The 23,736-nt window shown below is 41.0% G+C and carries 16 protein-coding genes and 1 pseudogene; 9 read left to right on the top strand and 8 right to left on the bottom strand.

Annotation, left to right across the window (positions count from 1 at the left end; all coding sequences use genetic code 11):
- Positions 1–122 precede the first annotated feature (122 nt).
- From H9632_RS08815 to H9632_RS08825, 3 genes are all read left to right on the top strand, one after another.
- Positions 123–1,304: a glycerate kinase family protein gene (locus H9632_RS08815; RefSeq protein ID WP_191703744.1), complete on the top strand. Its 1,182-nt coding sequence runs from the start codon at positions 123–125 to the stop codon at positions 1,302–1,304.
- A 1-nt stretch (position 1,305) separates the two neighbouring features.
- On the top strand, positions 1,306–2,748 hold the full coding sequence (locus H9632_RS08820; protein WP_191703745.1) for an SLC13 family permease: 1,443 nt from the start codon (positions 1,306–1,308) through the stop codon (positions 2,746–2,748).
- Between the two features lie 151 nt (positions 2,749–2,899).
- On the top strand, positions 2,900–3,142 hold the full coding sequence (locus tag H9632_RS08825) for a cAMP-binding protein (protein ID WP_191703746.1): 243 nt from the start codon (positions 2,900–2,902) through the stop codon (positions 3,140–3,142).
- 105 nt (positions 3,143–3,247) lie between these two features.
- Here H9632_RS08825 and H9632_RS08830 read toward each other — a convergent pair whose 3' ends face one another.
- On the bottom strand, positions 3,248–4,039 hold the full coding sequence (locus tag H9632_RS08830) for a nucleotidyltransferase (RefSeq protein ID WP_191703747.1): 792 nt from the start codon (positions 4,037–4,039) through the stop codon (positions 3,248–3,250).
- A gap of 469 nt (positions 4,040–4,508) precedes the next feature.
- On the opposite strand from H9632_RS08830, the gene H9632_RS08835 reads away from it, so the two are divergent.
- The 4 genes and pseudogenes from H9632_RS08835 to H9632_RS08850 all read left to right on the top strand — a co-directional run bounded on the left by H9632_RS08835 (position 4,509) and on the right by H9632_RS08850 (position 8,700).
- On the top strand, positions 4,509–5,297 hold the full coding sequence (locus tag H9632_RS08835) for a 2,3-dihydro-2,3-dihydroxybenzoate dehydrogenase (RefSeq protein ID WP_191703748.1): 789 nt from the start codon (positions 4,509–4,511) through the stop codon (positions 5,295–5,297).
- A gap of 45 nt (positions 5,298–5,342) precedes the next feature.
- Complete coding sequence (gene dhbC / locus H9632_RS08840; protein ID WP_191703749.1) at positions 5,343–6,545, top strand: isochorismate synthase DhbC; 1,203 nt, start codon at positions 5,343–5,345, stop codon at positions 6,543–6,545.
- Positions 6,546–6,585: 40 nt separating this feature from the next.
- A pseudogene (locus H9632_RS08845) lies at positions 6,586–7,254 on the top strand (isochorismatase family protein); the annotation flags it as partial.
- A 195-nt stretch (positions 7,255–7,449) separates the two neighbouring features.
- Complete coding sequence (locus tag H9632_RS08850; RefSeq protein ID WP_191703751.1) at positions 7,450–8,700, top strand: cytochrome P450; 1,251 nt, start codon at positions 7,450–7,452, stop codon at positions 8,698–8,700.
- A 59-nt stretch (positions 8,701–8,759) separates the two neighbouring features.
- Here the strand turns inward: H9632_RS08850 and H9632_RS08855 are convergent, their stop codons facing one another.
- Genes H9632_RS08855 through H9632_RS08880 form a run of 6 tightly spaced genes read right to left on the bottom strand, consistent with a single transcriptional unit; the run spans position 8,760 to position 19,830 of the window.
- Positions 8,760–9,413, bottom strand: a complete 654-nt coding sequence (locus tag H9632_RS08855; RefSeq protein ID WP_191703752.1) for a 4'-phosphopantetheinyl transferase family protein — start codon at positions 9,411–9,413, stop codon at positions 8,760–8,762.
- Complete coding sequence (locus H9632_RS08860) at positions 9,410–10,777, bottom strand: DHA2 family efflux MFS transporter permease subunit (protein ID WP_191703753.1); 1,368 nt, start codon at positions 10,775–10,777, stop codon at positions 9,410–9,412. Before H9632_RS08860 ends, H9632_RS08855 begins: the two co-directional genes overlap by 4 nt.
- Positions 10,774–10,980, bottom strand: a complete 207-nt coding sequence (locus H9632_RS08865; RefSeq protein ID WP_191703754.1) for an MbtH family protein — start codon at positions 10,978–10,980, stop codon at positions 10,774–10,776. Before H9632_RS08865 ends, H9632_RS08860 begins: the two co-directional genes overlap by 4 nt.
- On the bottom strand, positions 10,973–17,926 hold the full coding sequence (locus tag H9632_RS08870) for an amino acid adenylation domain-containing protein (protein ID WP_191703755.1): 6,954 nt from the start codon (positions 17,924–17,926) through the stop codon (positions 10,973–10,975). Before H9632_RS08870 ends, H9632_RS08865 begins: the two co-directional genes overlap by 8 nt.
- 5 nt (positions 17,927–17,931) lie before the next feature.
- A complete protein-coding gene (locus tag H9632_RS08875) occupies positions 17,932–18,186 on the bottom strand; it encodes a phosphopantetheine-binding protein (protein ID WP_191703756.1) in 255 nt (84 codons plus the stop codon).
- Between the two features lie 33 nt (positions 18,187–18,219).
- Entirely contained in the window at positions 18,220–19,830 is a 1,611-nt protein-coding gene (locus H9632_RS08880) for a (2,3-dihydroxybenzoyl)adenylate synthase (protein WP_191703757.1), read from the bottom strand.
- Between the two features lie 375 nt (positions 19,831–20,205).
- Between H9632_RS08880 and H9632_RS08885 the strand changes: the two genes are divergently transcribed.
- Both H9632_RS08885 and H9632_RS08890 read left to right on the top strand, forming a co-directional pair.
- The gene (locus tag H9632_RS08885; RefSeq protein WP_191703758.1) at positions 20,206–20,955 is read left to right on the top strand and encodes a lysozyme inhibitor LprI family protein; all 750 of its coding nucleotides are present in this window, start codon (positions 20,206–20,208) and stop codon (positions 20,953–20,955) included.
- A 295-nt stretch (positions 20,956–21,250) separates the two neighbouring features.
- Positions 21,251–22,918: an FAD-dependent oxidoreductase gene (locus H9632_RS08890; protein WP_191703759.1), complete on the top strand. Its 1,668-nt coding sequence runs from the start codon at positions 21,251–21,253 to the stop codon at positions 22,916–22,918.
- Between the two features lie 45 nt (positions 22,919–22,963).
- On the opposite strand, the gene H9632_RS08895 is transcribed toward H9632_RS08890, so the two are convergent.
- Complete coding sequence (locus H9632_RS08895; RefSeq protein ID WP_191703760.1) at positions 22,964–23,713, bottom strand: 3'-5' exonuclease; 750 nt, start codon at positions 23,711–23,713, stop codon at positions 22,964–22,966.
- Positions 23,714–23,736 lie beyond the last annotated feature (23 nt).

Genomic DNA, 23,736 nt, shown 5'->3' on the forward strand with positions numbered 1-23,736 from the left:
AGCGCATTTTTAGTGTAAGCGGTTCCTATTGGTTCTATTATCGTATTTTAACAGAACTCTCTATATTTTCTAATTTAGGGGTGGTACATTAACAATTAATAAATTGAGGGAGGGCTGCTGAAATGAAAATTGTTATCGTCCCATCAGGATTTAAAGAATGTATGGACGCAGAGGAAGTAGCTTTAGCAATGGAACGTGGGGTAAGGCGTTTTAATGCGACCGCAGATTTGGAAGTGATACCTATGATTGATGGCGGAGAAGGTTTTGTAAAAACAATTGTTCGTTTAAAGCATGGGGAACTAATTTATAAAAAAGTAACCGGACCTCTCGGTAAGAAAATAAAAAGCTACTTCGGCATTTATGAAGAGAATGGGAAACGGACTGCGGTAATTGAAATGGCGGCGGTAGCTGGTTTAAAGCTGGTGCCGCGCAATCAAAGAAACCCATTAAAAACGACTACATATGGTGTTGGGGAACTAATCGTTGCAGCACTGGATATCGGAATTGACAATATGCTCATTGGCTGTGGGGATTCAGGTACATCGGATGGTGGTGCAGGAATGGCACAAGCATTAGGTATTCAATTTTTAGATGAAAACGATCAAATCATCAAGGTGAATGGCGCGGAAGATCTATTGGCTGTGGATTCCATTGTGACAAAAAATTTAGATCGACGGTTAAAGGACGTTTCGATTAATGTTGCCTGTAACTGGAAAAATATTTTATGCGGGGAAAAGGGAGTTGCCTATATATTTGGACCACAAAAAGGAGCCACGCCAAAACAGGTAAAACGATTATCATCCGCTTTGGACCATTATGCATCCTTAATCGAAAAAGCAACAGGGCTGGATGTCCGTTCATTGCCTGGCAGCGGGGCATCCGGTGGGTTAGGCGCGGGACTAATTGGATTTACGGGTGCTAAACTACATCCGAGATTCAAGATCATTATGGAGTATATTAAGATTGAAGAGAAAATTTTGACAGCGGATATTGTATTAACTGCGGAAGGCTCTCTGGATTTCCAGACACCGAACGGAAAAATTCCAGCGGAGGTTGCGCGAATAGCGAAAAAAAATAATATCCCGGTCATTGCCATTACGGGAACAATTGGAAAAGGTGCAAATCTCAACTATCAGGCGGGAATTGATGCATTTAGTAGTATCATCCAAAAACCAACATCTTTGGAAAATGCGATAAAAAAGGCTCCAAAATGGATTGAGGAAAGCATAGAATCCATATTACGAAAAGTTTCCATTGGTATGGAAATTGCCAATAAAGAACATAGGAAAGAAAGAGTCCACTAAAATGAAAAATCAAATCGAGAGTAAGAGGGAAAATATCCCAAAAACAAAGATTCCATCAATACCGAAGAAGACATTGATTATTATTGCTATACACATCCTCATAATGATTGCAGTTATTTCCATTAATGATTTGAACTACAGTGCAAAGGTAGCTCTATTTGCATTCTTATCTGCAATGATCTTATGGGTTACAACCAAATTTTCAGCCGGCTGGGTGGCAATCTCACTCATAGCGTTTATTATTTTAATGAATGCAGCAGAGCCGGATTTGTTATATAACTCCTTATCCGAGAAAGTCGTATGGCTGATGATTGGGGCTTTTATTATAGGAGAAGCCGTAAAAAAATCTGGATTAGCCGAGCGATTATCGCTTTTCATCCTAAGCAAGTCGAATCAAAAAGACAATGTCGTTCTTGGGCTCAGTTCTGTATTATTCACTTCTGCTTTTTTTATTCCCTCTACATCAGGAAGAGCGGCTTTATCTATGCCGATTATTAAACAAGTTAGTCAGAAATTTTCGTCAAATGAGCAAAGGGTGCTGGCGATTATCGCACCTGTCATTATTTTAATGAGTACATCCGCTACATTAGTCGGGGCAGGTTCGCATTTAATCGGAATCGGCTTTCTGGAAAGCACGGTTGGTGAATCCATTTCCTATATCCAATGGTTAATATGGGGTGTGCCGTTTGCATTGGTTGTGACGATTATATCCTTACTCGTTATTAAATGGCTGCTGTGGCCACGTGATGGCGAAAAGACAATAGAAAATGTCCAACATGAAGAAAAAATCATAACAAGAAAATTTCAAAATGATGAAAAAAAGACGATGATTCTTATTTTCTTTTTAATCATCGGGTGGATGACAGAAAGTCTTCATGGATTGGATATTGAATTGATTACAGTAATCGGTGCCATTATTTTCATGATGCCGAACTTCGGAATCATTAGCTGGAAACAAGGAATGAATGCCGTTTCATGGAATTTGGTTGTCTTTGTTGCAGCAGCAACCGCGCTCGGCAAAGTATTGGTAGATACGGGGATCGTTCAATGGATCGAAAACGAAATGATCAGTGTGCTGCATATGTTTGTCGGGGCACCTGATTGGCTGATTGTGCTAATGATTCTAGTTATAACCGTAACTAGTCATTTGTATATTACCTCACATACGACCCGTGCCATTGTCTTTATTCCGGGCCTAATCATATTCAGCGAATTAATCGGCGTGAACCCTTCAACCGTCGTTTTCCTAAGTTTAATCGGGATGAATTATTGTGTCACAGTGCCAGTCAGCTCGAAAGCACTGCTGCTGTTTTATGAAGAAGGGGAAATTTCCTATGATGCGCGGAACCTAGTAAAGCTAAGCGCATTATTAATGCCCCTTTATATACTCGTCATCATGCTGTTCTACTTTTCATATTGGCAATGGACAGGTATGCAATTATAAAAACAATGGAGAATGCCATGCCTTTTTAAGTGATGGCATTTTTTCAGGCGCTTTCCTTCAAAAAAAGGAACAGCGCCTTTATAGTTAGAAAAATTTTTTTTTACATAATGAACTAAGCATCACACATCCTAAAAAGAGGAGGTGTGAAAAAATGAAGGAATCAAACGTTAATAATGAAAAACAAAAGACCATAAAGCAAATTGGAGAGGTACTTGGCTTTTCACAACACGATAGTGAAGCATTGCTTGTACAAGCAACTGAAGTTCAAACGACAGATATTATTCCAATAGACACTGTAAAGGCTCATGACGAAGTAGATAGTACACCGACAACATTAAATAACCAGCATGCAGAAAACACTTCAGCAATTTTAAGTCGAAATGCACCTAGATAAAGGGAAGCGCTTTATAAAGATATTATGTCATTCCCCAAAATCGATATAACACAAAATATAAAAAGCGACCGTCACAAAGATTTATTCATTGTGACGGTCATTTAACTATAAGGAATACAGAGCATAGATTACTGTGAAAATGAGCGTAATTAAAATAAGTCCACAAAAAACTTCTGCAAAATGGACGAACATTATTTTTTCAGTACTGAGCTCACTTTTACGGAAACCAAAAAGATCTCCATTATGAATAATATAAATAAAAGTGCTGATTACCATCAAACTGGACATTAAAAACGAAAGCATCGGAAGAGAAGCGGCGTAGCGCGCGTTGCCACTTGTTTCCATATAAAATGGAATTTCCCATTGCTTGCTCAAAACAAAGCTCACTATAACAAGAATATAAATAATAAGTGAAATGTTAAACGGATGTTTACGATAATCAATCAAATTCATCAGTTTCTTTGTTTTTCCTTTAAATTCAAAATCAACCGCTTCCAGTCTATCTTCTTTCAATAAATAAACGAAACCTGCCAAAACAATGCCTAAAAATAAATACACTTTAAGTAGGACGAAAAGTAAATCCCAGCTATAAAATGCTGAAATTACTAATGGGATAAGTATTATTCCTGTAAACCATTTATTCGATGGGCCATTAGCTTGAAGCCACTTATTTAAAGAATCCCGGTAATCCTTTTGAAGAGCATGTTCATCCTCACGGTAAGTAGATAATTTACTCACTATAAAACCACAAACTACAACAATTAATCCAATCCCGAATGTAATAGTAGAACTTTTCGGATAGATGGATACCTTGTCATAATTGAGAATGATCCAATTGCCACTGAAAGCGACAACAAATATTCCAAAAAACATAATATACGAAGATAAATTTCTCATTCAGTCACCTCCATGATGATTTAATTAGAACCCTCCTCGTAATCTACGATAGTTTTCCATGAATTGTTTCAAATATTTTGCCAAAAGTATGAAAACAGTCGGAAACGTATATTAGAAAAGGGTTTCGAGATTTGGATATTAGCTAGTTTGACCTCTCAAATATGAAATTGTAAACACTGCCTTAAACAGTTAGCACGGTTCACGCCAATTCCTTTTTATGGTTATTTGAAAAACCAATGTCCTTATAAATTAAAGAAAAATAGTGATTTTTTCTACTAAAATGTATTTTTAAATCTATTTTTAGGTCTTTATTAGTGAAAATGATAAGGACCTTGACGGTGTTGGAAGTTATCGCTATCATTGCTAATAGAATCAACTGATAATGATTATCATTATTGATTGATGAGATTCTTATAGGAAATTAAGCTATCTTTACATATCGCTATAAATTGAGAAAGGAAGTGTTGATGTGAACTTTCAGGAATTGAAAGGGAAAGTTGCACTTGTAACAGGGGGAGCCCAAGGAATTGGTAGAATCCTTGTCGAGAGTTTGGCTATACAAGGTGTAAAAGTTGCGGTTGTAGATTATAACGAGGAACAATTAAATCTCCAGGTTAAACGCTTTAAGGAGCAAGGATTCGAGGTATTCGCTTTTCCAGCAGATGTAGGGGATAGTATGGCAATCGATGCAATTGTAGACACAGTCGAAAGTGAAATAGGACCAATTGAAATGCTTGTAAATGTTGCTGGAATACTGTCTAGCGGTCCTATTCAGACATTTAGTAACCAAGATTGGGCGAGAACATTTTCGATTAATACGACAGGGGTTTTTAACGTTTCAAGAGCGATAAGTCGTTATATGATTCCAAGGGAAAAAGGATCTATCGTAACAGTCGGCTCTAATGCGGCTAGTGTGCCCAGAATTTCAATGGCAGCCTATGCAGCATCAAAGGCAGCAACCGTTATGTTTACAAAGTGTCTAGGTTTAGAGCTCGCAGAACATGGCATTCGCTGTAACATTGTCTCACCTGGCTCAACTGATACGGACATGCAGCGTTCTCTTTGGACAGATGATAATGGGGCTGAAATGATGATTAAAGGTATACCTGAAAGTTTTAAAGTAGGAATTCCGCTGAAAAAGATTGCTCAGCCCCAAAACATTGTCGATGCTATTTTATTTTTCCTATCCGATCAATCTAGCCATATTACAATGAGCAACCTTGTCGTGGATGGTGGAGCAACGTTAGGAGCGAGTTAAATCTGCCTGTTGAATTCTGAATAATTAAATAAAAGGAGAGGTAGTATGGTAAGCAAACAAAACGCAGTAATTGAACAAGAACTTTTAGATGATTATCGAGTTGGTGACTTCTTCATCGAGACTCCATACCGAACGATTTTAGGAAAAGGTGTATTCATGCAAGTGCCGTCTGAAGAAGACCATGAAAAACAAATGGTTGAGTTGCCTAAAAAGGTTGCCTTGACACTTAAAAAAGCAAAAGAGCAGGGACACCCATATCCAATCGTGACTGGGGCTGTACCCTTTGATTCCTCTAAAAAGGCCTGTTTGCATGTTCCTAATTCCGTTCATTTTTCTCCTTCATTTCAAAAAGAGGGAAGAGGACAGGTCAGTTCCGCTCCAGTAGCTGTCAATGAGCTAATATCTGTTCCATCTCCTGAGTATTACATGAAAGGAGTAGAGCAAGGTATTGAAAAAATTCGTTCCGGTGAGCTGGACAAAATCGTAATCTCACGTTCATTGGAACTGAGCTTAACGGAGTCTGTTGATATTCCACAGCTTTTACATAATCTTGCCTATCAAAATAAACATGGCTATACGTTTGCAACGGATATTGCTTCCGAGGAGCAAAGGACCACACTAATCGGCGCTAGTCCAGAGCTGCTCGTTTCAAGACAAGGTATGCATGCGATTGCGAATCCGTTGGCAGGTTCAAGACCACGAAGTAAAGATCCTGTAGAAGATCAAAGACGCGCAAAAGAGCTGCTATCTTCTCCAAAGGACCTGTATGAGCATGCGGTAGTAGTGGAGAATGTAGCGAATGCTTTGTCTCCATTCCTTAAAAATATGGAGGTTCCAGAAAAACCTTCGTTGGTCACTACTGAAACGATGTGGCATCTCTCGACTGTCGTTAAAGGAGAGTTGCTGGATACGGAAATATCATCGTTTGATTTGGCGGCTGCACTACAACCTACTCCAGCTGTTTGTGGTTCTCCTACTGAAAAGGCAAGACAGGCAATCTCTGAAATTGAACCGTTTGACCGTGGATTCTTTACGGGCATGGTTGGCTGGTGTGATGCCGAAGGAAACGGAGAATGGGTCGTAACAATACGATGTGCAGAGGCAAATGGGCATTCATTACGATTATTTGCAGGTGCAGGCATTGTCGGCGAGTCGAAGCCTGAAGAAGAACTAGCCGAAACTGGTGCTAAATTCCAAACGATGCTTCGCGCAATGGGGATTAATACAGAGCAGTTTAAAGATATTTAATTGAACGAATCAACTAAAAACATATAAAAGGAGTGATTCGATGGCTATTCCAGCTATCTCTTCATACGAAATGCCAAAAGAAAGTAATCTTCCGAAAAATAAAGTACTATGGGAAGCGGATTCGAACAGATCTGTTCTATTAATTCATGACATGCAGCAATACTTTATTGATTACTACAAGCAAGATGAATCATTAATCCCTCAATTAGTCGCCAACATACAGGCAATCCGAAAAAAATGTGATGAGCTTGGCATCCCTGTTGTATATACAGCGCAATCGGGTAATCAAAAAGCTGAGGACCGGGCGTTGCTGACTGATTTCTGGGGACCAGGACTTAAAGATGATCCGAACATTACAAAAGTAATTGATGAATTGGCACCAGGATCAGACGATATCGTGTTGAAAAAGTGGCGCTACAGTGCATTTAAGAAAACAAATTTATTGGAAATCATGCACGAACAAGGACGTGATCAGTTAATCATCTGTGGCGTTTATGCTCATATTGGTTGCCTCATGACAGCTGGAGAGGCTTTCATGACGGACATACAGCCATTTTTCATTGCAGATGCGGTCGCTGATTTCACAATAGAGGAGCATGAAATGGCAATTAAATACGTAGCACAACGCTGTGGCGCGGTCTTTTCTACAAAGCAGATTATTGACCAGCTAAACAGTGAACCGTCTTCCGTAGAGGAGCTAGTACAAGTAACAAGCAACCCTGCTTGGTAAGCCGAAACGAAGTGAAAAGTTTAATTTAAATAGCCAGGTAGTGAAAAACAATTTGTTTTTTGCTGCCTGGTTTTTGATTTTTATTGGCGGTATTAATCAGAGGTAAGTTTTTTAAAAGAATAAACAGGGAATTGGTTACCAACAATGTTATTTATATAAAAAGGAGTGAATAATATGTCAAATTCAGTACCAAAGGAAGAAGGACTTGACCACAGCTTAAATCTTCTGAGGGAAGGCTATTTGTATATATTGAATAGACGTCAAAGTTTCCATTCAGACGTTTTTGAAACGAGGTTACTTGGAAAAAAAGCGATCTGTATGGGCGGAAAAGAAGCCGCAGATATTTTTTATGACAACAGCAAATTCAAAAGGCAAGGTGTTGCACCAAACCGTGTTGCGGAAACATTGTTTGGCAAAAATGGTGTGCAGTCACTAGACGGAGATGCCCATAAACATCGTAAAGAAATGTTTATGTCGATTATGACACCGAAACGACTTGAAAAATTGAATGAAATTGTAGCTAAAGAGTGGGAAATGGCTTTATATAAGTGGCAGCGGATGGACGAAATCGAACTTTATGAAGAAACTCTGGAAATCATGTGCCGTACCGCCTGTGAGTGGGCCGGTGTGCCAGTAGAAGAAAAGGACATGAAAAAACTGGCGCACGATTTAAGGGCAATGTTCGAATCAGCAACAGCTATTGGACCAGCGCATTGGGCAGGGAGACATGCACGAAATCAAGTAGAAAAGTGGATGGGTAATATTATCGATGAAGTGCGTGGTGGCAAACTGAATCCAGAAGAAGGTACGGCATTGTATACATTTGCGTGGCACCATGATTTGGAAGGCAACCTTCTCGATACGAAAATCGCTTCTGTTGAAGTAATCAATATATTAAGACCAATTGTAGCGATTTCAGTCTATATTAACTTTTCTACATTAGCCGTCCACCATTACCCGGAAGAGCGCGAAAAACTTAAATCCGGCGATAGAAAGATTGCGCAGATGTTTGTTCAGGAAGTGCGACGTTTTTATCCATTCTTCCCATTTGCCGCTGCAGAAGTAAAAGAAGATTTTACTTGGAAAGATTATACGTTTGAAAAAGGTACTTTAACCTTGCTTGATCTGTATGGTACGAATCATGATATTAATATTTGGGGAAATCCTGAAGTGTTTCAACCGAGCCGTTTTGAGAACTGGGATGGCAGTCCTTTCAGCTTTATTCCACAAGGTGGCGGTGATTACTATCTAGGCCATCGCTGTGCAGGTGAGTGGGTAACGATAGAAATTATGAAAGTGAGTCTCGACTTTTTGGTCAACAAAATGACATACGATATTCCGGAGCAGGATTTAAGCTACAGCAAAGTAAGCATTCCAAGTCTCCCTAAAAGTAACTTCATTATGAAAAATGTCCAGCGACTGTAAAATGAATAGGAAAAGCCTGCAACCGGTTCTAAATGGTTACAGGCTTCTTTAATGAAAATCTAGACACTATTAAAAAATGCTCCAATTTGTTCCCACTCATACCGGGTAACTGCTTCTAAGGAATCCTCGATACATACCGTAGCACTGTACTTAGGAGCAATAACAAAAGAAACAGCAAGGGCCTTTTCGATTCTATCAGGAAGGTGGATTGTCCCATCTTGATGAATGGTTACTTCTGTCAAACAACTTTGCAGACCAAAGCCTTTGTACTTCCCGTAACTTTCCTTTGCAGTCCACAGCGAATAGAATGCTTCCTGTTCATGAAGCGGATAAAGCTGCTTTTCCTCATCACTCCATAAAGATTGAAAGAGCGAGAAATCTCTTTTTACGTGTTGTTCAATATCTATGCCGACCGGAAATTTACTAATGGCACAGGCTACATAATTCCCGGAATGGGTAATATTGAATTGAAGGTTTTGTTCTATTTGGTACTTATCGTTTGAATCTTTGGAAAAGCAAACATCCGACAATTCCTTTTTGAAAGTCGTCACCAATACCATTTTCGTCAGCAAATGGGCACAAACTGTTCTCAACTGATCTTCCACTTTCCTCATTCGCTCAACACGCTGAACCACTTCCGCTTCTAAAAAAGGTAGATAATGTTGCCATTCTGCAGGCATATCTCCGATTTTACAATAGGCAACTGTAGTCATGCTTTCTCACCTTTTAGAATGGTTTCCTGTTCTTTGGCAAATAAAGAACAGCCTAGACCTGCCAAAAGCAGTCCAACCGTAGCAATAAGTGCATATTGATAAGAAAGCATTTCTGAAAAGTAACGACCAGTCACTGTTAATGTAGTCGCGACAAGCGCAATTCCTGCAGCCGCGCCAACTCGATTGAGCATATTGTACAGTGTTGTTGCTTTACTCATTTGGCTTTTCGCTACATGATGAAAGGCAGAGATTTGAGAGCCGATTACGCTATGACCTAAACATATACCCATTGCGAACATCAAGCCGCGCAATAGCCAAGGGTTTGCAGAAGGACCAATGATGGCGATGCAGCAAAAAATAATAACAGTCCCGATCAGACCAAGACGTACTGTGAAAAGCATGCCAAAACGTTTAGCCGTTCCAGGCAGTAATTTTGATGCCACCATCAATCCGAGTGCTTCGGTAAACGTAATTAGGGAGCTTTCTAACGGTGAAGCCGAGTAAGTATATTGATACATAAGAGGGAACAGGTAAAGCATTCCCATTAAGGCACCCATAGAACACATCGCAACAAGACTTGAAGAACGAAACTGTGGCTCTTCATAAAGACGTACATCTAGAAGAGGTTCCTTTATTTGTTGTTCATATACATAAAAGCGTCTTAATAAAAATACACCGATGACCGCGCTTATTACGACAGCTAAAGAAATACCTTGAGAAGCAATGAGACTAAGTGTCAGCATTAACATTGGCAAACCGATTGCAATGAGCACATAGCCCTTCGTATCAAATGGTGCTTTAAATAGCTCGAACTCGTTGACGGCATAAAGCCCGATCAGTACGATTATGAGGCCAAACGGAATATTAATGAAAAACGCCCAGTTCCATGATAAATATTCGGAAAACAGTCCTCCCACAAGGGGGCCAATCGCCGGTGCAAAAGCGATTGGCAATACTAATGAACGGGACAGGTTTTGTCTTTCAGGTGGAGAAAATGTCCGAAATAGCAAGGTCATGCTCACAGGTGTAATAATACCCCCTGCCAGTCCTTGCAGAACCCGTGCCAGAATAAGTGCCTCCAAGCTGTCCGCCAACCCGCATAGTAGAGAAGCAAATGTAAACATACTGACAGAAAGCAGGTACATTTTTTTTACGCCGAAACGATTGCTTAAATAGCCGGCAGCAGGCAACGCAACAGCAATGCTGACAAGGTAACCGATATTAATGGCGTTTGTCGCACCTGGAGCTACACCAAATTCATTGGCAATTGTGGGAAGTAGCACGTTGACGATTGTTCCATCAATGGAAACCATGAACATCGCCACTACATAGAGAACGATAATAATTGCGCGTTGGGCTTTCATCCTAAAAGACTCCGCAGACTTTTAGGTCTCATATCCACCCATGTTTCTTCTATATATAGTTGACACGATGCTTTTATAGCTGGTCCGAAAGCAATCTCCCATCCAGCAGGGGCAGGAATCGCTGCTGGCCATAAGGAATATTGTTCTTCCGCATTTCGCAAAACATAGTATTCACGATCAGCTTGTTCAAAAGGGTTAGACATACATTTTTTTCTCCTTTACTAAGTGGTTGATTAAAGTTTGACCGATTTCATTTAATGGGATGGATTGACACATATCTTTATGGCGACAGGCAATATCAATCTGTGTTAGCTCTCCCTTGATATATGGTTTCCATGACGCTACATCAACATCAGGTATCCAATCTGGTACGAGTGTAGATTTATAAAATAAAAGGTCTCCATTATAAATTTGAGGCTTATGTTTTTTCAATAAGTTAATCGAGTTTTTATAAACTTCTTTTAAGCGTAAAATCGTCGTTTCATCCAATGTAGCAATTGCACTTCCTTCAGCTTTCAATGCGTCTATCACATATTCCTGAGTAACCTCATCTTCCATGTCAGGTTCAAAGCCGGCTAGGGCAAGCAGCGCAACAAGAGCCTCCTGTTCCTCGGTCAATTCAACTGGAGGAACGAATGTAAACGGATAAGCATCCAAAATGCAAAGAAGCGATACAGATTCTCCTTGTCGTTCCAGTTGTACAGCCATTTCCTGAACGACATTTCCGCCAAGTGACCAGCCGAGCAAACGATAAGGTCCTGTTGGTTGAATTTCCTTAATTGCCTCAATATAGCTCATTGCCATTTCAGTCAACGAGTGAGGGAATTCGCAGTCTTCCGCAATACCTTGCGCTTGAATGCCGTAAAGGGCAAATTCAGCAGGCAGATTTTTTAATAGTCCGGCATAGCACCAACTCAATCCGCCGGCAGGATGAATGGCAAAGATCGGCTGTTCCCCAGCACGCAGCGGCAGAACAACGTTTAAAGCTTGAGAATCCTTTCCATTTTGCAGAGCATGGGCCAGTCCGGATACGGTAGGTGCTTCAAATAGATGTCCGATTGCGAGCTCTTTACCGAAAGCCTCGCGAATGCGTCCAATAAGCTGAACGGCTAATAACGAGTGGCCGCCAAGTTCAAAGAAGCTGTCGTCTGTTCCAACCTGTGGAAGATTCAGTACTTCACAGAATAGTTCACAGAGCAAAGTTTCCTGTGGTGTTTTTGGTAAAACAAGCTCCTGCAATGTGATGACTGGTGCAGGAAGCTGCTTCGTATCGAGCTTTCCGTTCGCTGTTAGTGGCATCTGCTCCAAGCAAGTGTAGCTAGTCGGGACCATATAGGCTGGTAACGACAAGGAAGCGAAATCCTTTAGCATTTGTTCGGTTACAGCACTGCCTTGCTCCGGAATATAGTAGGCAGCCAAGCGTACATCTTCTTTTCGATCTTCTCTAGCGATGACAGCTACTTGTGCAATTTGCGAATGTTTCAGAAGAACTTGTTCGATTTCACCAAGTTCGATACGGAATCCACGTATTTTCACTTGATGATCGATACGTCCGATATAATCCAACTCGCCGTTTTTCGTCCATCGAGCTAAATCACCAGTACGGTACATACGACTTCCCGGAGTGCCATAAGGGTTGGCGATAAAACGTTCAGCAGTAAGGGATGCCTGATTTAAATAACCTTGTGCCAAACCTTCTCCTGTGACATACATTTCACCAACAACACCAGGCGGAACAGGCTTTAACTGCTCATCAAGAACATAAATATTCAAATCGGGAATCGCCGTACCAATCAAGCTATTCGCCTGTGACTGGCTAAGCTCTTCGTTTAAACTCAAGTAGCTGACATGTACGGTTGTCTCCGTGATGCCATACATATTCACAAGGGTAGGGGCATCTTCCGGATGTCGGTCATACCATTCCTGTAAACGAGTGAGATTAAGTGTCTCACCACCAAAAACAATGTAACGAAGCGCCAGTTTTTCGGATAATTCGGGCTGTTCTTTATCCACCGTCATTAGCTGATAGAAAGCGGATGGTGTTTGGTTCAGCACCGTAATTTTCTTCTCGGCAAGCAATTCCAAAAAGTCGATTGGCGAGCGGCTTACGTTGTATGGAATGACGACAAGCTCGCCACCGTATAACAGGGCGCCCCAAATTTCCCATACCGAAAAGTCAAATGCATAGGAATGGAAGAGTGACCAGCGATCTTCTTCATTGAAGTGGAACCATTCATTTGTTGCATCAAGTAAGCGGATGACATTTTGGTTAAGAATCACCACACCCTTTGGTCGGCCTGTTGATCCGGATGTATAAATAACATAGGCTGGATTCATTGGGTGAAGGATGCCTAGTCGGTCGTGATGTTTAATGTTTTCAGAAGGATATGATGCAAGAGGAAGCTCCTCCATTACGATGACTTCCAGTGCATTCATTGCTTCTGCTTCCTGCTTCAGGTCGATGGAAGTGATTAAGCAGCTAGGTGCTGAATCCTTTAATATATAGTCAATACGTTCCTGCGGATAAACAGGATCAATCGGTACATAGGCAGCTCCTGTTTTAAGCACAGCTAAAATACTGACAATCATTTCGACGGAGCGCGGCATTAAAAGTGCTACAAATGTTTCAGTTGTAACTCCCTTTTCGAGTAAAATATGCGCCAGTTGATTCGCTTTACGATTTAGGGCCAGATAAGTAAGCTCCTCATTGTCGTCACTTACGGCAATGCGTTGTGGATGCATTTCTGCAATCGCTTCGAATTGTTCGGCTATCGTTTTTTGTTCGCTTATATGACCTTTCGGGTTCCAGTCAAGCAGCACTTTTTTCTGTTCACCTTCCAACATCACATTCAGCTCAGACAGGATTGGGTTATTCATCACCTGTTCAAGTACGGAAACATAGCGTTGCATGAGAGCGGACACCGTTGCTGTTTCATATAAATCAGTTCGGTATTCTACCAATACCTCGATGCCGTTTGGTTTGTCGCCAACGAATTCCTCACGCATTTCAATGTTTAGATCGAATTTCGGTTGACCCACTGTATGCAACTGAATGTCAGCTTTTTGATTCTCTAATACGAGTGACGGCTGAGGTGTGTTTTGCAAGGCAAACATAATCTGGAATATCGGATGCTGTGAAGGGACACGTGTCGGCTTCAAGCGTTCTACAATATGGTCAAAAGGAACATACTGGTGCTCCATTGCTTCAATGCATGTTTGTTTCACTCGCTCCAGTAATGTTACAAAGTCAGGGTCTCCGGAAGTATCCGTCCGCATGGCTACTGTATTTATGAACATACCGACATTTGCCAGCAATTCTTCCTGATCACGGCCGGCCATTGGACTACCGAGAATCAGATCCTCGCCTGCACCGAGTTTCGTCATTAAAGCTAAAAATCCACTTTGAAGCACCATGTACAGAGTAGCCTGTTTATTTTTAGCGAGCTGCTGTAATCGTCTATGAAGCGCAGCATTGATTGTAAAAGTCAATGTCTCGCTGTCTGGTTTAGACTGGAATTGACGCTTTCCATCGCGGACAAGCTCAATTTCATCCGGTGCATTCTTTAATTTTTCCGTCCAGTAAGATAAGTTGTCGTTTGTGTAAACACCGTGCGTTTGTTGCCAAACCGCAAAGTCATGATATTGAATCGTTAACGGCTCGAGCTCATGAAGGTCATAGGCAAGCTGCAGATCTTCGGTAAATGTCGCAAGTGACCAGCCATCCGCACTAATATGATGAAACACGACTACCAGAGTTTTCATATTAATAAGCGTCACACGGAATCCAGGCTCATGTTTTAAATCGAAAGCATAGCGTGTGCAAGCTTTAATTTTGGACTGCACTTCGTCTAGGGCAACTTCCTCAATGAGAACTTTAGGCGCTTCATCAACTATTTGCTGATAGGGCACACCATCCACTGCTGGATAAATTGTCCGTAATATCGCATGTTTTTCTACAACTTTACCAATAACTTTAATCAGTTTTAAAACATCAATTGGCTGTTCGAATGTATAAACAAGTGGAATATTATAAGATGCACTTGATTCGTCCAGTTGCTGAATAAACCAAAGACTACGCTGTGCATGCGATAAAGGAATTCTTTCCACCTGTTGTCTGTCAATGACAGCAAGCGATTTTTTCTTCGCTTGTTCTACAACTTGAGCCAACTCTTTTACAGTAGGTTGATTGAAAATGACGGAAATGGATAAATCGATTGCGAACGTTTTCCGTAATTGCAATAGCAGCTCTGTTGCTAATAGGGAATGTCCTCCTAGCTGAAAGAAGTTTTCGTCGATTCCCACTGAATTGAGCTTTAAAATTCCTTTAAAAAAGTCGCATATCGTTTCTTCAGTACGTGTTGTTGGTTCCATTTTTTCTATATGTGAAATAATAGGCTGAGGCAGTTTCATCCGGTCAACCTTACCATTATTCGTTAGTGGGAATGTCTCCATGAAAACAAAGTGAGCAGGTACCATATAATCGGGCAATCTTGCAATCAGCTGCTGTCTGTATTGTTCCTCTGTTTCATGACCCATCACATAGGCAACAATCCGTTTATCGCCGGGTTGATCTTCACGTATCATGACAACAGCCTGTTCAATCGCTGCAATTTCTTCAAGCGCATTTTCGATTTCTCCCAATTCAATACGGAAGCCTCGGATTTTCACTTGATGGTCGGCGCGGCTAATATAATGAAGGTTGCCATCTGCCTGCCATACAACTAAATCACCAGTCCGGTACATTCGTTTCCCGTCAGCAAAAGGGTTTGCAACAAAACGCTCAGCTGTTAAAGAACGGCGATTATAATAACAACGAGCCAATCCGTCACCAGCGATATATAATTCACCAACGACTCCAATTGGAACTGGCTGTAGCATGGCATCCAGTACATAAACCTCGGTCCGGTCAATGGCAGATCCTAGTGAAGGAGCGTCTTGCCTATTAATTTCAGTACAAGTTGACCAGATCGTTGTTTCGGTAGGACCATACATATTGTGGACAGTTGCGCCGGCTTCCAATAATGACTGAGCAAGACTTCTTGAGAGTGCTTCACCACCAACAAGTACAGTGAGTCCGTTAAGCGCATCTTTGGCGTACTGCACCATCATCTGCCAAACGGTCGGCGTTGCCTGCATGATGGAAATATTTTGCTGCTCGATTAGCGTCTGCATCAGAATTGGATCTTGAACTTGTTCTTTAGTTGCCAGATGAATGGATGCCCCATACAGCAACGGTAAATAAAGCTCCAATGCCGAAATATCGAAAGAAATCGTTGTAATCGCCAGTAAATTGTCCTTTTCAGATAGTGAAAATTGGCACTGCATCGCCTGTAAGAAGTTCACTAAGCTTGGCATTTCTACAACGACGCCTTTTGGATTACCTGTTGAACCGGATGTATAAATCATATAAGCAGTCTGTCCGATGCAAGAAGTAATCGGTTCGTATATTTGCTTGGAAGGTTGCAATGGCACAATTGGTGTTCCTTTTGCAATAAAGGAAACCTCTCCGTTAACTAGAACAATTTTAGGGCAAGCATCCTCGATCATATAAAGCAGCCGTTCTGCCGGATAAGTAGGATCCATTGGAATATAGGCAGCACCCAGCTTGAAGCAGGCAAGCATCGTAGCAACCATTTCAATCGACCGTTCCATGCAAATTCCTACAAAGTCTTCGAGTCCAATGTCATGCGCTTTCAATTGATGGGCAATTCGCCCGACAAGCAGGTCGAGTTCGGCGTACGTGATATGTGTATCATTTATTTTGATAGCGGTAGCACCAGGCATGTTCTGCATCTGCTTTTTAAACAATTCATAAACTGTGATGTTATTCAGTTCACTGACAGGACCTTGTTTATCCTGGAACATTACGACCTCTTCATTTAATAGGATTGGCAATTGAAAAATTGGTGCATCTACTCTGTCCAACAGCAAATCAAGAAATTGAAGGAAACGCTCAGAATGATGTTCCAGTTCTACTTTGTCATAAATGTCCGCGTTTGCTACAAGATCGAACTGCATGCCATGAGGCGTACTGTAAAAGTTGAACGAAATATCCTCAACCGGACCTGTCACAAGTTTCCTGTTTTCGACTTTCACATTCCCAAACATATAGTTTTCATAAAACGGCATGAAATTAATTTCCGGACCGTACAACTGATCATCGGTTGTCAGCAGCAAATCACGGCGCATCTGCTCTTGACGGTAATATTGATGCGGTTTCATCTCATCCATTAAGCCCTTGACGATTTGACAAAGCTCTTCAAATGTTTGCTCCGTATTGAAAGAAGCACGTAAAGGTAAAATATTAACTCGCGTACAGGGCACAGACATTGCCTTATGTCCAAAACGGTTCATCATCGGGATGCCAACAATGACATCCTTCGCCTGTGTCATACGTTTCGTATAAGCAATTACTGCGGCACTAATGACTTCCTGCATGTTTACGTGCAATTGCTTACTAAATTGTTGCAAGTTCATCCACGTTGCTGAAGAAAGGGGGGCTTGATGTAAAAGTACTTGTCCCATTTTGCTGCTTTTTTTTCTGCTAAGTGAGATGACTTCTGTTTCTTGCAACTTAGAAATCCAATAGGCAGCATCCTTATTTGCCTGTTCGGAAGTTTTATATTGCAGCTCCTGCTCAACCATTTGAACATAATTGCCAAAGTGCTTTGTATAGGGCTTATTTTGAACTAAAGCTGAGTAGCGCTCGTTAATTTGCTGAAATATCAACCGGAAACTATAGGCATCACTTACAAGATGGTGGATACGTAAGTAGAGAAAGTGCTCTTCGGAAGACGCAGAGAATAGTATGGCACGTACTAAAGCGTCCTTTCCTAAGTTGCGTACTATTTCCACGTCTGCTTGCATGTGTAAAAATGCCTCTTCTGTTGAACATGTTATCTTTTCTGCCTGAAACGTAATAGTAGAAGGGATTGTCTGATAAAGTGAGCCTTCTTCTTCCGAACATTTGATATGCAGCCCAACTGCGCTTCCAATAGTGGCATCTACGGCCTGCAAAAGTAAATCGGTATCGATTGAAGCAGGAATATGTAAATACTCCGCTGTATTGTATAAAGGACTTTCCGTCAGATGGTGGGCATACCATATCCCAGTAGCAGCTTCAGTTAAAGGGAAACGTAATTCGGTCATTTCTTTCATCCTCCGTAATCAGCTGCGTATTCTTTAATTAGAGCATGCCAGGCCTTGATTGTTGGATTGTCAGCGAGCTGGATAAATGTAAGGGGAAACCCTTTTTGGCGCAGCTCCTCAACGATTGTCATCATCGTAATGGAGTCGATGCCGACATCCAGTAAATAATCCTCATCTGAAATAGTATCTATAGGCTCTGTCACATACGATGCGACAAAAGCGCGGAGCTGTTCAATTGTAAAATCAGTTTGAATTGCCATAATATCAACCTTCTTTTCTTAATATTCAGTATTTTAAGTGTGTAACTGTTGTTCAAAGGAAAGGCGCAAATCTTTTTTAGAAACTTTACCAAGATGGGTCAACGGAAAGCTCTCCACAAATAGTATTTCATCCGGAATTTTGTACGTTGCCAAACCTCGTTCCCGCAGGAAAGATTTCAATTGGCGCTTCGTCACATCAGAATTTCTTAAAATAATAAAGGCACAACTTTTTTCACCCATATAGTAATCAGGCATAGCAACGATTGCTGCGTCATGTACAGCGGGATGGGCAAGCAGCATATTTTCAACTTCCTCTGCCGCTATTTTTTCACCACCCCGGTTAATTTGATCCTTAGCACGACCCTCCACAATGAGATAACCATCTTCAGTTTGACGTACAATATCGCCAGTCCGGTAAAAACCATCTTTTGTGAAGGCTTTTTCATTATGTTCAGGGGCTTTATAGTATCCCTGAATAGTGTAGGGACCACGTGTCAACAGATGTCCTGCTTCTCCAATCGGTAATTCTTGATCATCATCGTCAACGACTTTCACTTCATCATACGGTGACATTGGTCGACCTTGTGTATGGATAACGATTTCATCCGGGTCGTCCAATCTTGTGTAGTTTACTAAGCCTTCAGCCATGCCGAACACTTGTTGTAGCTGGCAATCAAATACCGGTCGAACTCGTTTGGCAGCTTCAGCGCTGAACTTGGAGCCTCCAACAAGCATTACTTCCAAGCTAGACAGATCCTCTTTGTGGTTCGGCTTAATATCCAGCCAATGAAGGGCAAGGGAAGGGACAAGCTGAACCATTGTCACGCGGTGCATTTCAATAAGCGGGAAAGCCACATCTGGACTTGGAGAAGAACTTAATACGATCTTTCCACCTGCATACAGTACGCCCAAAATACCTGGGGAACTCATCGGATAGTTATGAGAAACTGGCAAAACGACCAAAAGCACAGTATCTTCCGTCACATGGCAATGCTCCACGCTTAATTTAACCGTGTACATATATTCATCATGTGTACGCGGAATAAGTTTGGAAATACCAGTGCTTCCTCCTGACAGCTGCAAGAAAGCTACTTCATTTCCTTTCACTGTCGGAAAATCAATTGACTGTGTAGTAAATAGCGAATCAAAAGGAGTAAATTCCTGTGCGTCACCAAGAACAATAATGTGCTCTAACGAAGAAACCTCCTGCTGTACTTGTCTTGCGAGACTACGGTAATCAAATCCACCAAAAGAATCCATGACGATATAGGCCTTTGCTTCAGTAAATTCGCAAAAATAGCGGATTTCATTATAACGGTGAGAAGGCAGTGAAAAAACAGGCAATGCGCCAATTTTAAATAAGGCAAATACGATTTCGACATAGCCGGCGACATTTGGGAGCTGTACAACGACCCGATCCTCTTTTTGAATTCCTAGTAACAGAAGCCCATTAGCTAATTGATTTACTCGTTCATTTAGCTGCGAATATGTAAGTGTGCGCTCATGATCAATGACTGCCACATTTTCAGCAAACTGACGAGCTCTATCATCAAGCATTTGACCAATCGTTAAACCTTCCCAACAGCCCGCCTGACGATAAAAGGCAGCTCTGTCATCCGGCCATGGTGTAAAGCCATCCAACATTTAAGAAACCTCCTTGATACAATTGATGTTAGTGAATAAATAACAATGATATTGATAATCATTATCAATATCATTGTAAGAGATATGCTACGCTTTTAAATATTTATAGTCAATAAACGATGGACAATTTGATTCAATAAGACCAAGTGATCTGGTCCTTTAGACTTTTCTTATTATTATATAAATTAAAAATACTGTATCTTAAAGTGGAGTTTAATTTGCATGTGGCTAATCATATTAGCCTTAGTTGACGCTTCGGCTTTTAAAGAAAAATCGGTTCTATGATATAATGGTTCCAATTTAAGGTGGTTATGGAAATAATGCTTTACCGATATCACCTTCAAAGATCAACTAAAAAAGAGAGAAGGAAACAGGATGAGAAAAACGACATTAAGCATTTTAGCTGCTTGTCTCCTTTTAGTAGGCTGCAGTAATGAAACAGAAGAGCCGTTAAAAGACCGTGTAATAGAAGCAATGGAAAATAAAGAGTATGAAAAAGCGTTAACTTTAATAGAGGAAAATCCAGATGGTAGTCCAGACGATGAAGATACAAAGACTCTGTATGCACAGCTTCAGGAATTTAAAGAAGTAAAGGATGCGAGAGACAATGCAGATTGGGATGGTGTTTTGGAAAAGGCGCATCCAATGCTTGAAAATCCCTCATTGGAAAGCAGTTTGAAAGCGGAGTTAGAAAAAATGATTGTAGAAGCCGAAGTGGAAATTAATAATAGTATTAAAGAGAACAATGAACAAAATTCCGCTAACTCAAAGGAAAAGTATTTAGCTAAAATAGCAGAAGTAGAAAATGGGATAAAAGAATTGGACCCAGTATTTGAAAATGGTACTCAAATTGAATTAACAGAAGCCCAGGTAGAAGTATTCGAGCGATGGGATAACCTAATGAATGAAATCTATAAAGAACTAGAAACACAACAACTTTCACCGAACGACATGAACAAACTAAGAGAAGAACAGAAAAACTGGTTAACGCATCGTGATGAGAAAGCAGCAGAAGCAGCATCAAAGTTTGAAGGCGGTTCAATGAAAAATTTAGAATATGCTAGCGTACAAGCACAGTTAACTAAAGAAAGAAGTTATGAATTAGTTGAAAAGTATATGAAATAAAGGAAATGAGACTGTATGGTTATGATACCGTACAGTCTTTTTCCGTATGTAGCAAGAATTTCTAATATAGTGACTGGATCTTCTAATAAGCCCTGAAAATGTTCAAATAACCTACCCGAATGTTCTAATATCACATCGGAATCTTCTAATATCCCCCATAACTGTTCTAATAAAATCATCCTCATAACAAGCTAAATAATTTAAGTAAATCGCTACTTTTATAGAAATCCCAAGAATAAATTAGAATAAACATTCAAATACCGTAACGAACACTACAAAATAATGGAGGGGATTTATGGAATGGCAAGAAAAGTGGGATGTTGTAGTTGTAGGGAGTGGAGCAGGAGGGTTGGTCGCAGCAATAACGGCTGCCTATAATGGTCAGAAAGTATTGCTAGTAGAGAAATCGGATGTATTCGGAGGTTCATCTGCCTTATCAGGAGGGGGACTGTGGATTCCGAACAACCATGTATCAAAAAAGGCTGGCTTACAGGATAGTGAGGAAGAGGCTTTAACGTATATGGAAGACGTGATTGAGGATAAGGGACCCGCCTCAACACACGAACGGAAAGTTGCCTACATCAAAAACGGCTCCAAAATGGTCAGTTTCTTGGAGAAATTAGGAATGCAGTGGATTGCTGCACCACTCTACCCAGACTATTATCCAGAACGTCCTGGCGGTAAAATAGGTCGCTCAATTGAAGGGGATGTTTTCGACTTAAGAGAATTAGGGGAATATGAATCACTACTAAGAAAAGGATTAATGGAAATGCCCTTCCCACTATACTCAGGCCGTGTTTATTCAGTGCCGCGGACTTTTACGAGTATGAAGGATTTCACAAATGTATCAGGGATGCTATTTAGCGGCATAAAATATAAATTACAAGGTAAACACGCAACATCAATCGGACAAGGGCTCGTATCACGTCTCATTAAAATGGCATTGCTGCAAGGTGTAACGATTCGACTGTCAGCTCCATTAAAGGATTTAATTATCGAAAATGACGAAATTATAGGAGTCGAAATAGAACAAGATGATGTACCACATTTCATTGAAACAAAGGCAGTCATATTAGCAGGTGGCGGCTTTGAGCGTAATGAAGAATTACGGCGTAAATATCATAATATCGGCTCCGAATGGTCTTCGGCAAGTATTGGAAATCAAGGCGACATGCTCCTCATTGCGCAAAAGCACAATTTAGATACAGCACTTTTAGACGAGGCATGGTGGGGACCGACTGCCATCAATGATGACGGTTCACCGAGCTTTTTAGTATATGAACGTTCGTTGCCACATACGATTATCGTCGATCAGGAGGGCAATCGATATTTCAACGAGGCGGAATCGTATGTCGATGCAGGACGTGCGATGCTCGATCAGCAGGAAAAGGCAAAGAAGGCGATTCCTTCATGGATGATTATGGAAAGCCGCCATCGAAACCGTTATTTATTCGGTTCGATGATGCCGCGCATGGTACCGAAAAAATTATTGAATTCAGGATGGCTAAAGCGTGCGGATTCCATTGAGGATTTGGCAAAAATTTGTGGTATTGATGTGGAAGGGCTACGAAAAACGATCGACCGTTTCAACACATTTGTCGACAATGGTAAGGATGAGGACTATAAGCGTGGCGATTCAGCGTACGATAATTATTACGGGGACCCTGCATATACCAATCCGAACCTCGGACATATTAATAAGCCACCTTTCTATGCAGTGAAAGTATACCCGGGTGATCTTGGGACAAAAGGTGGCATCGTGGCAGACGAGCATGGTCAGGCTTTACGTGACGGGAAACCGATTACGGGATTGTACGCGACAGGCAACTGCTCGGCATCCGTTATGGGCAAAGTGTATCCAGGTCCAGGCTCAACACTCGGACCAACAACGGTATTTGGCTATATTTCAGCGAACCATATTAAAAGCACGATGTTTGAAGAGGCAGAAGTAGAAACTATATAAAATAAAAGCGAATTAACAAATGGAACAGAGCAAAAGTTCCGAAAGTTAATTCGCTTTTTTCATAATAAGCTGCAAAATTTCATTTGCACAAATGGCATCGGCGTCTGCAGTATGATGCTTCAGGAGTGGAATATTGTATGTGTCGGCTATTACATTTAAGTTATTTTTAGGACTGTTTAAATATTTGCGTGCCAGCAACACTGTGCATGCAGCTTTATTTATAGGGCGTATGCCATTTCGAAATAGCTCAAGCGCCAAAAAGCTATACCAATCAAAACCAATATGATGGCTAACAATCGGCAAATCGCCTAAAAAATTCTTAAAGCTGTGAATAACAGGAGTGATTGTTTGTTCATTTTTCACACGTTCATTTGTTATTCCGTGAATATGCGAATTTTTGATCGGCTTTTCAGGATTCACAAAGCGGTGAAAAAGGTCAATTGTTTCCCCGTTACGTACTTTTAATGCAGCAATTTCTACAATTTTATCCCCCCGCGCAGCAGAGCCACCGGTTGTTTCAATATCTACTACGACATACTCAGTCGCTTGCTCCAACATATGCACCATGTCCGCTACCTTCAAGCGTGGACTGTAACTCGTCATAAAGGTTCTTAAATATTGGGCAGCAAGCTTCGTATTGTAATAATGACCATACAAAGAGCGAGCAATATAGCCGTGCTTTTCTAATTCATCAATAGCCTCTTTTGGATAGCTGGCAACTAATGCTTCCTGCTTGGCGAAGCTTACAATCGAGCAAGTAATAAAAATTCTTATGTGCACTCGTTCAATTTTCATAATCTTCCCCTCCCAAATGAAAC

The organism is Solibacillus merdavium (assembly GCF_014836935.1).
GTDB classification, from domain to species: domain Bacteria; phylum Bacillota; class Bacilli; order Bacillales_A; family Planococcaceae; genus Solibacillus; species Solibacillus ferritrahens.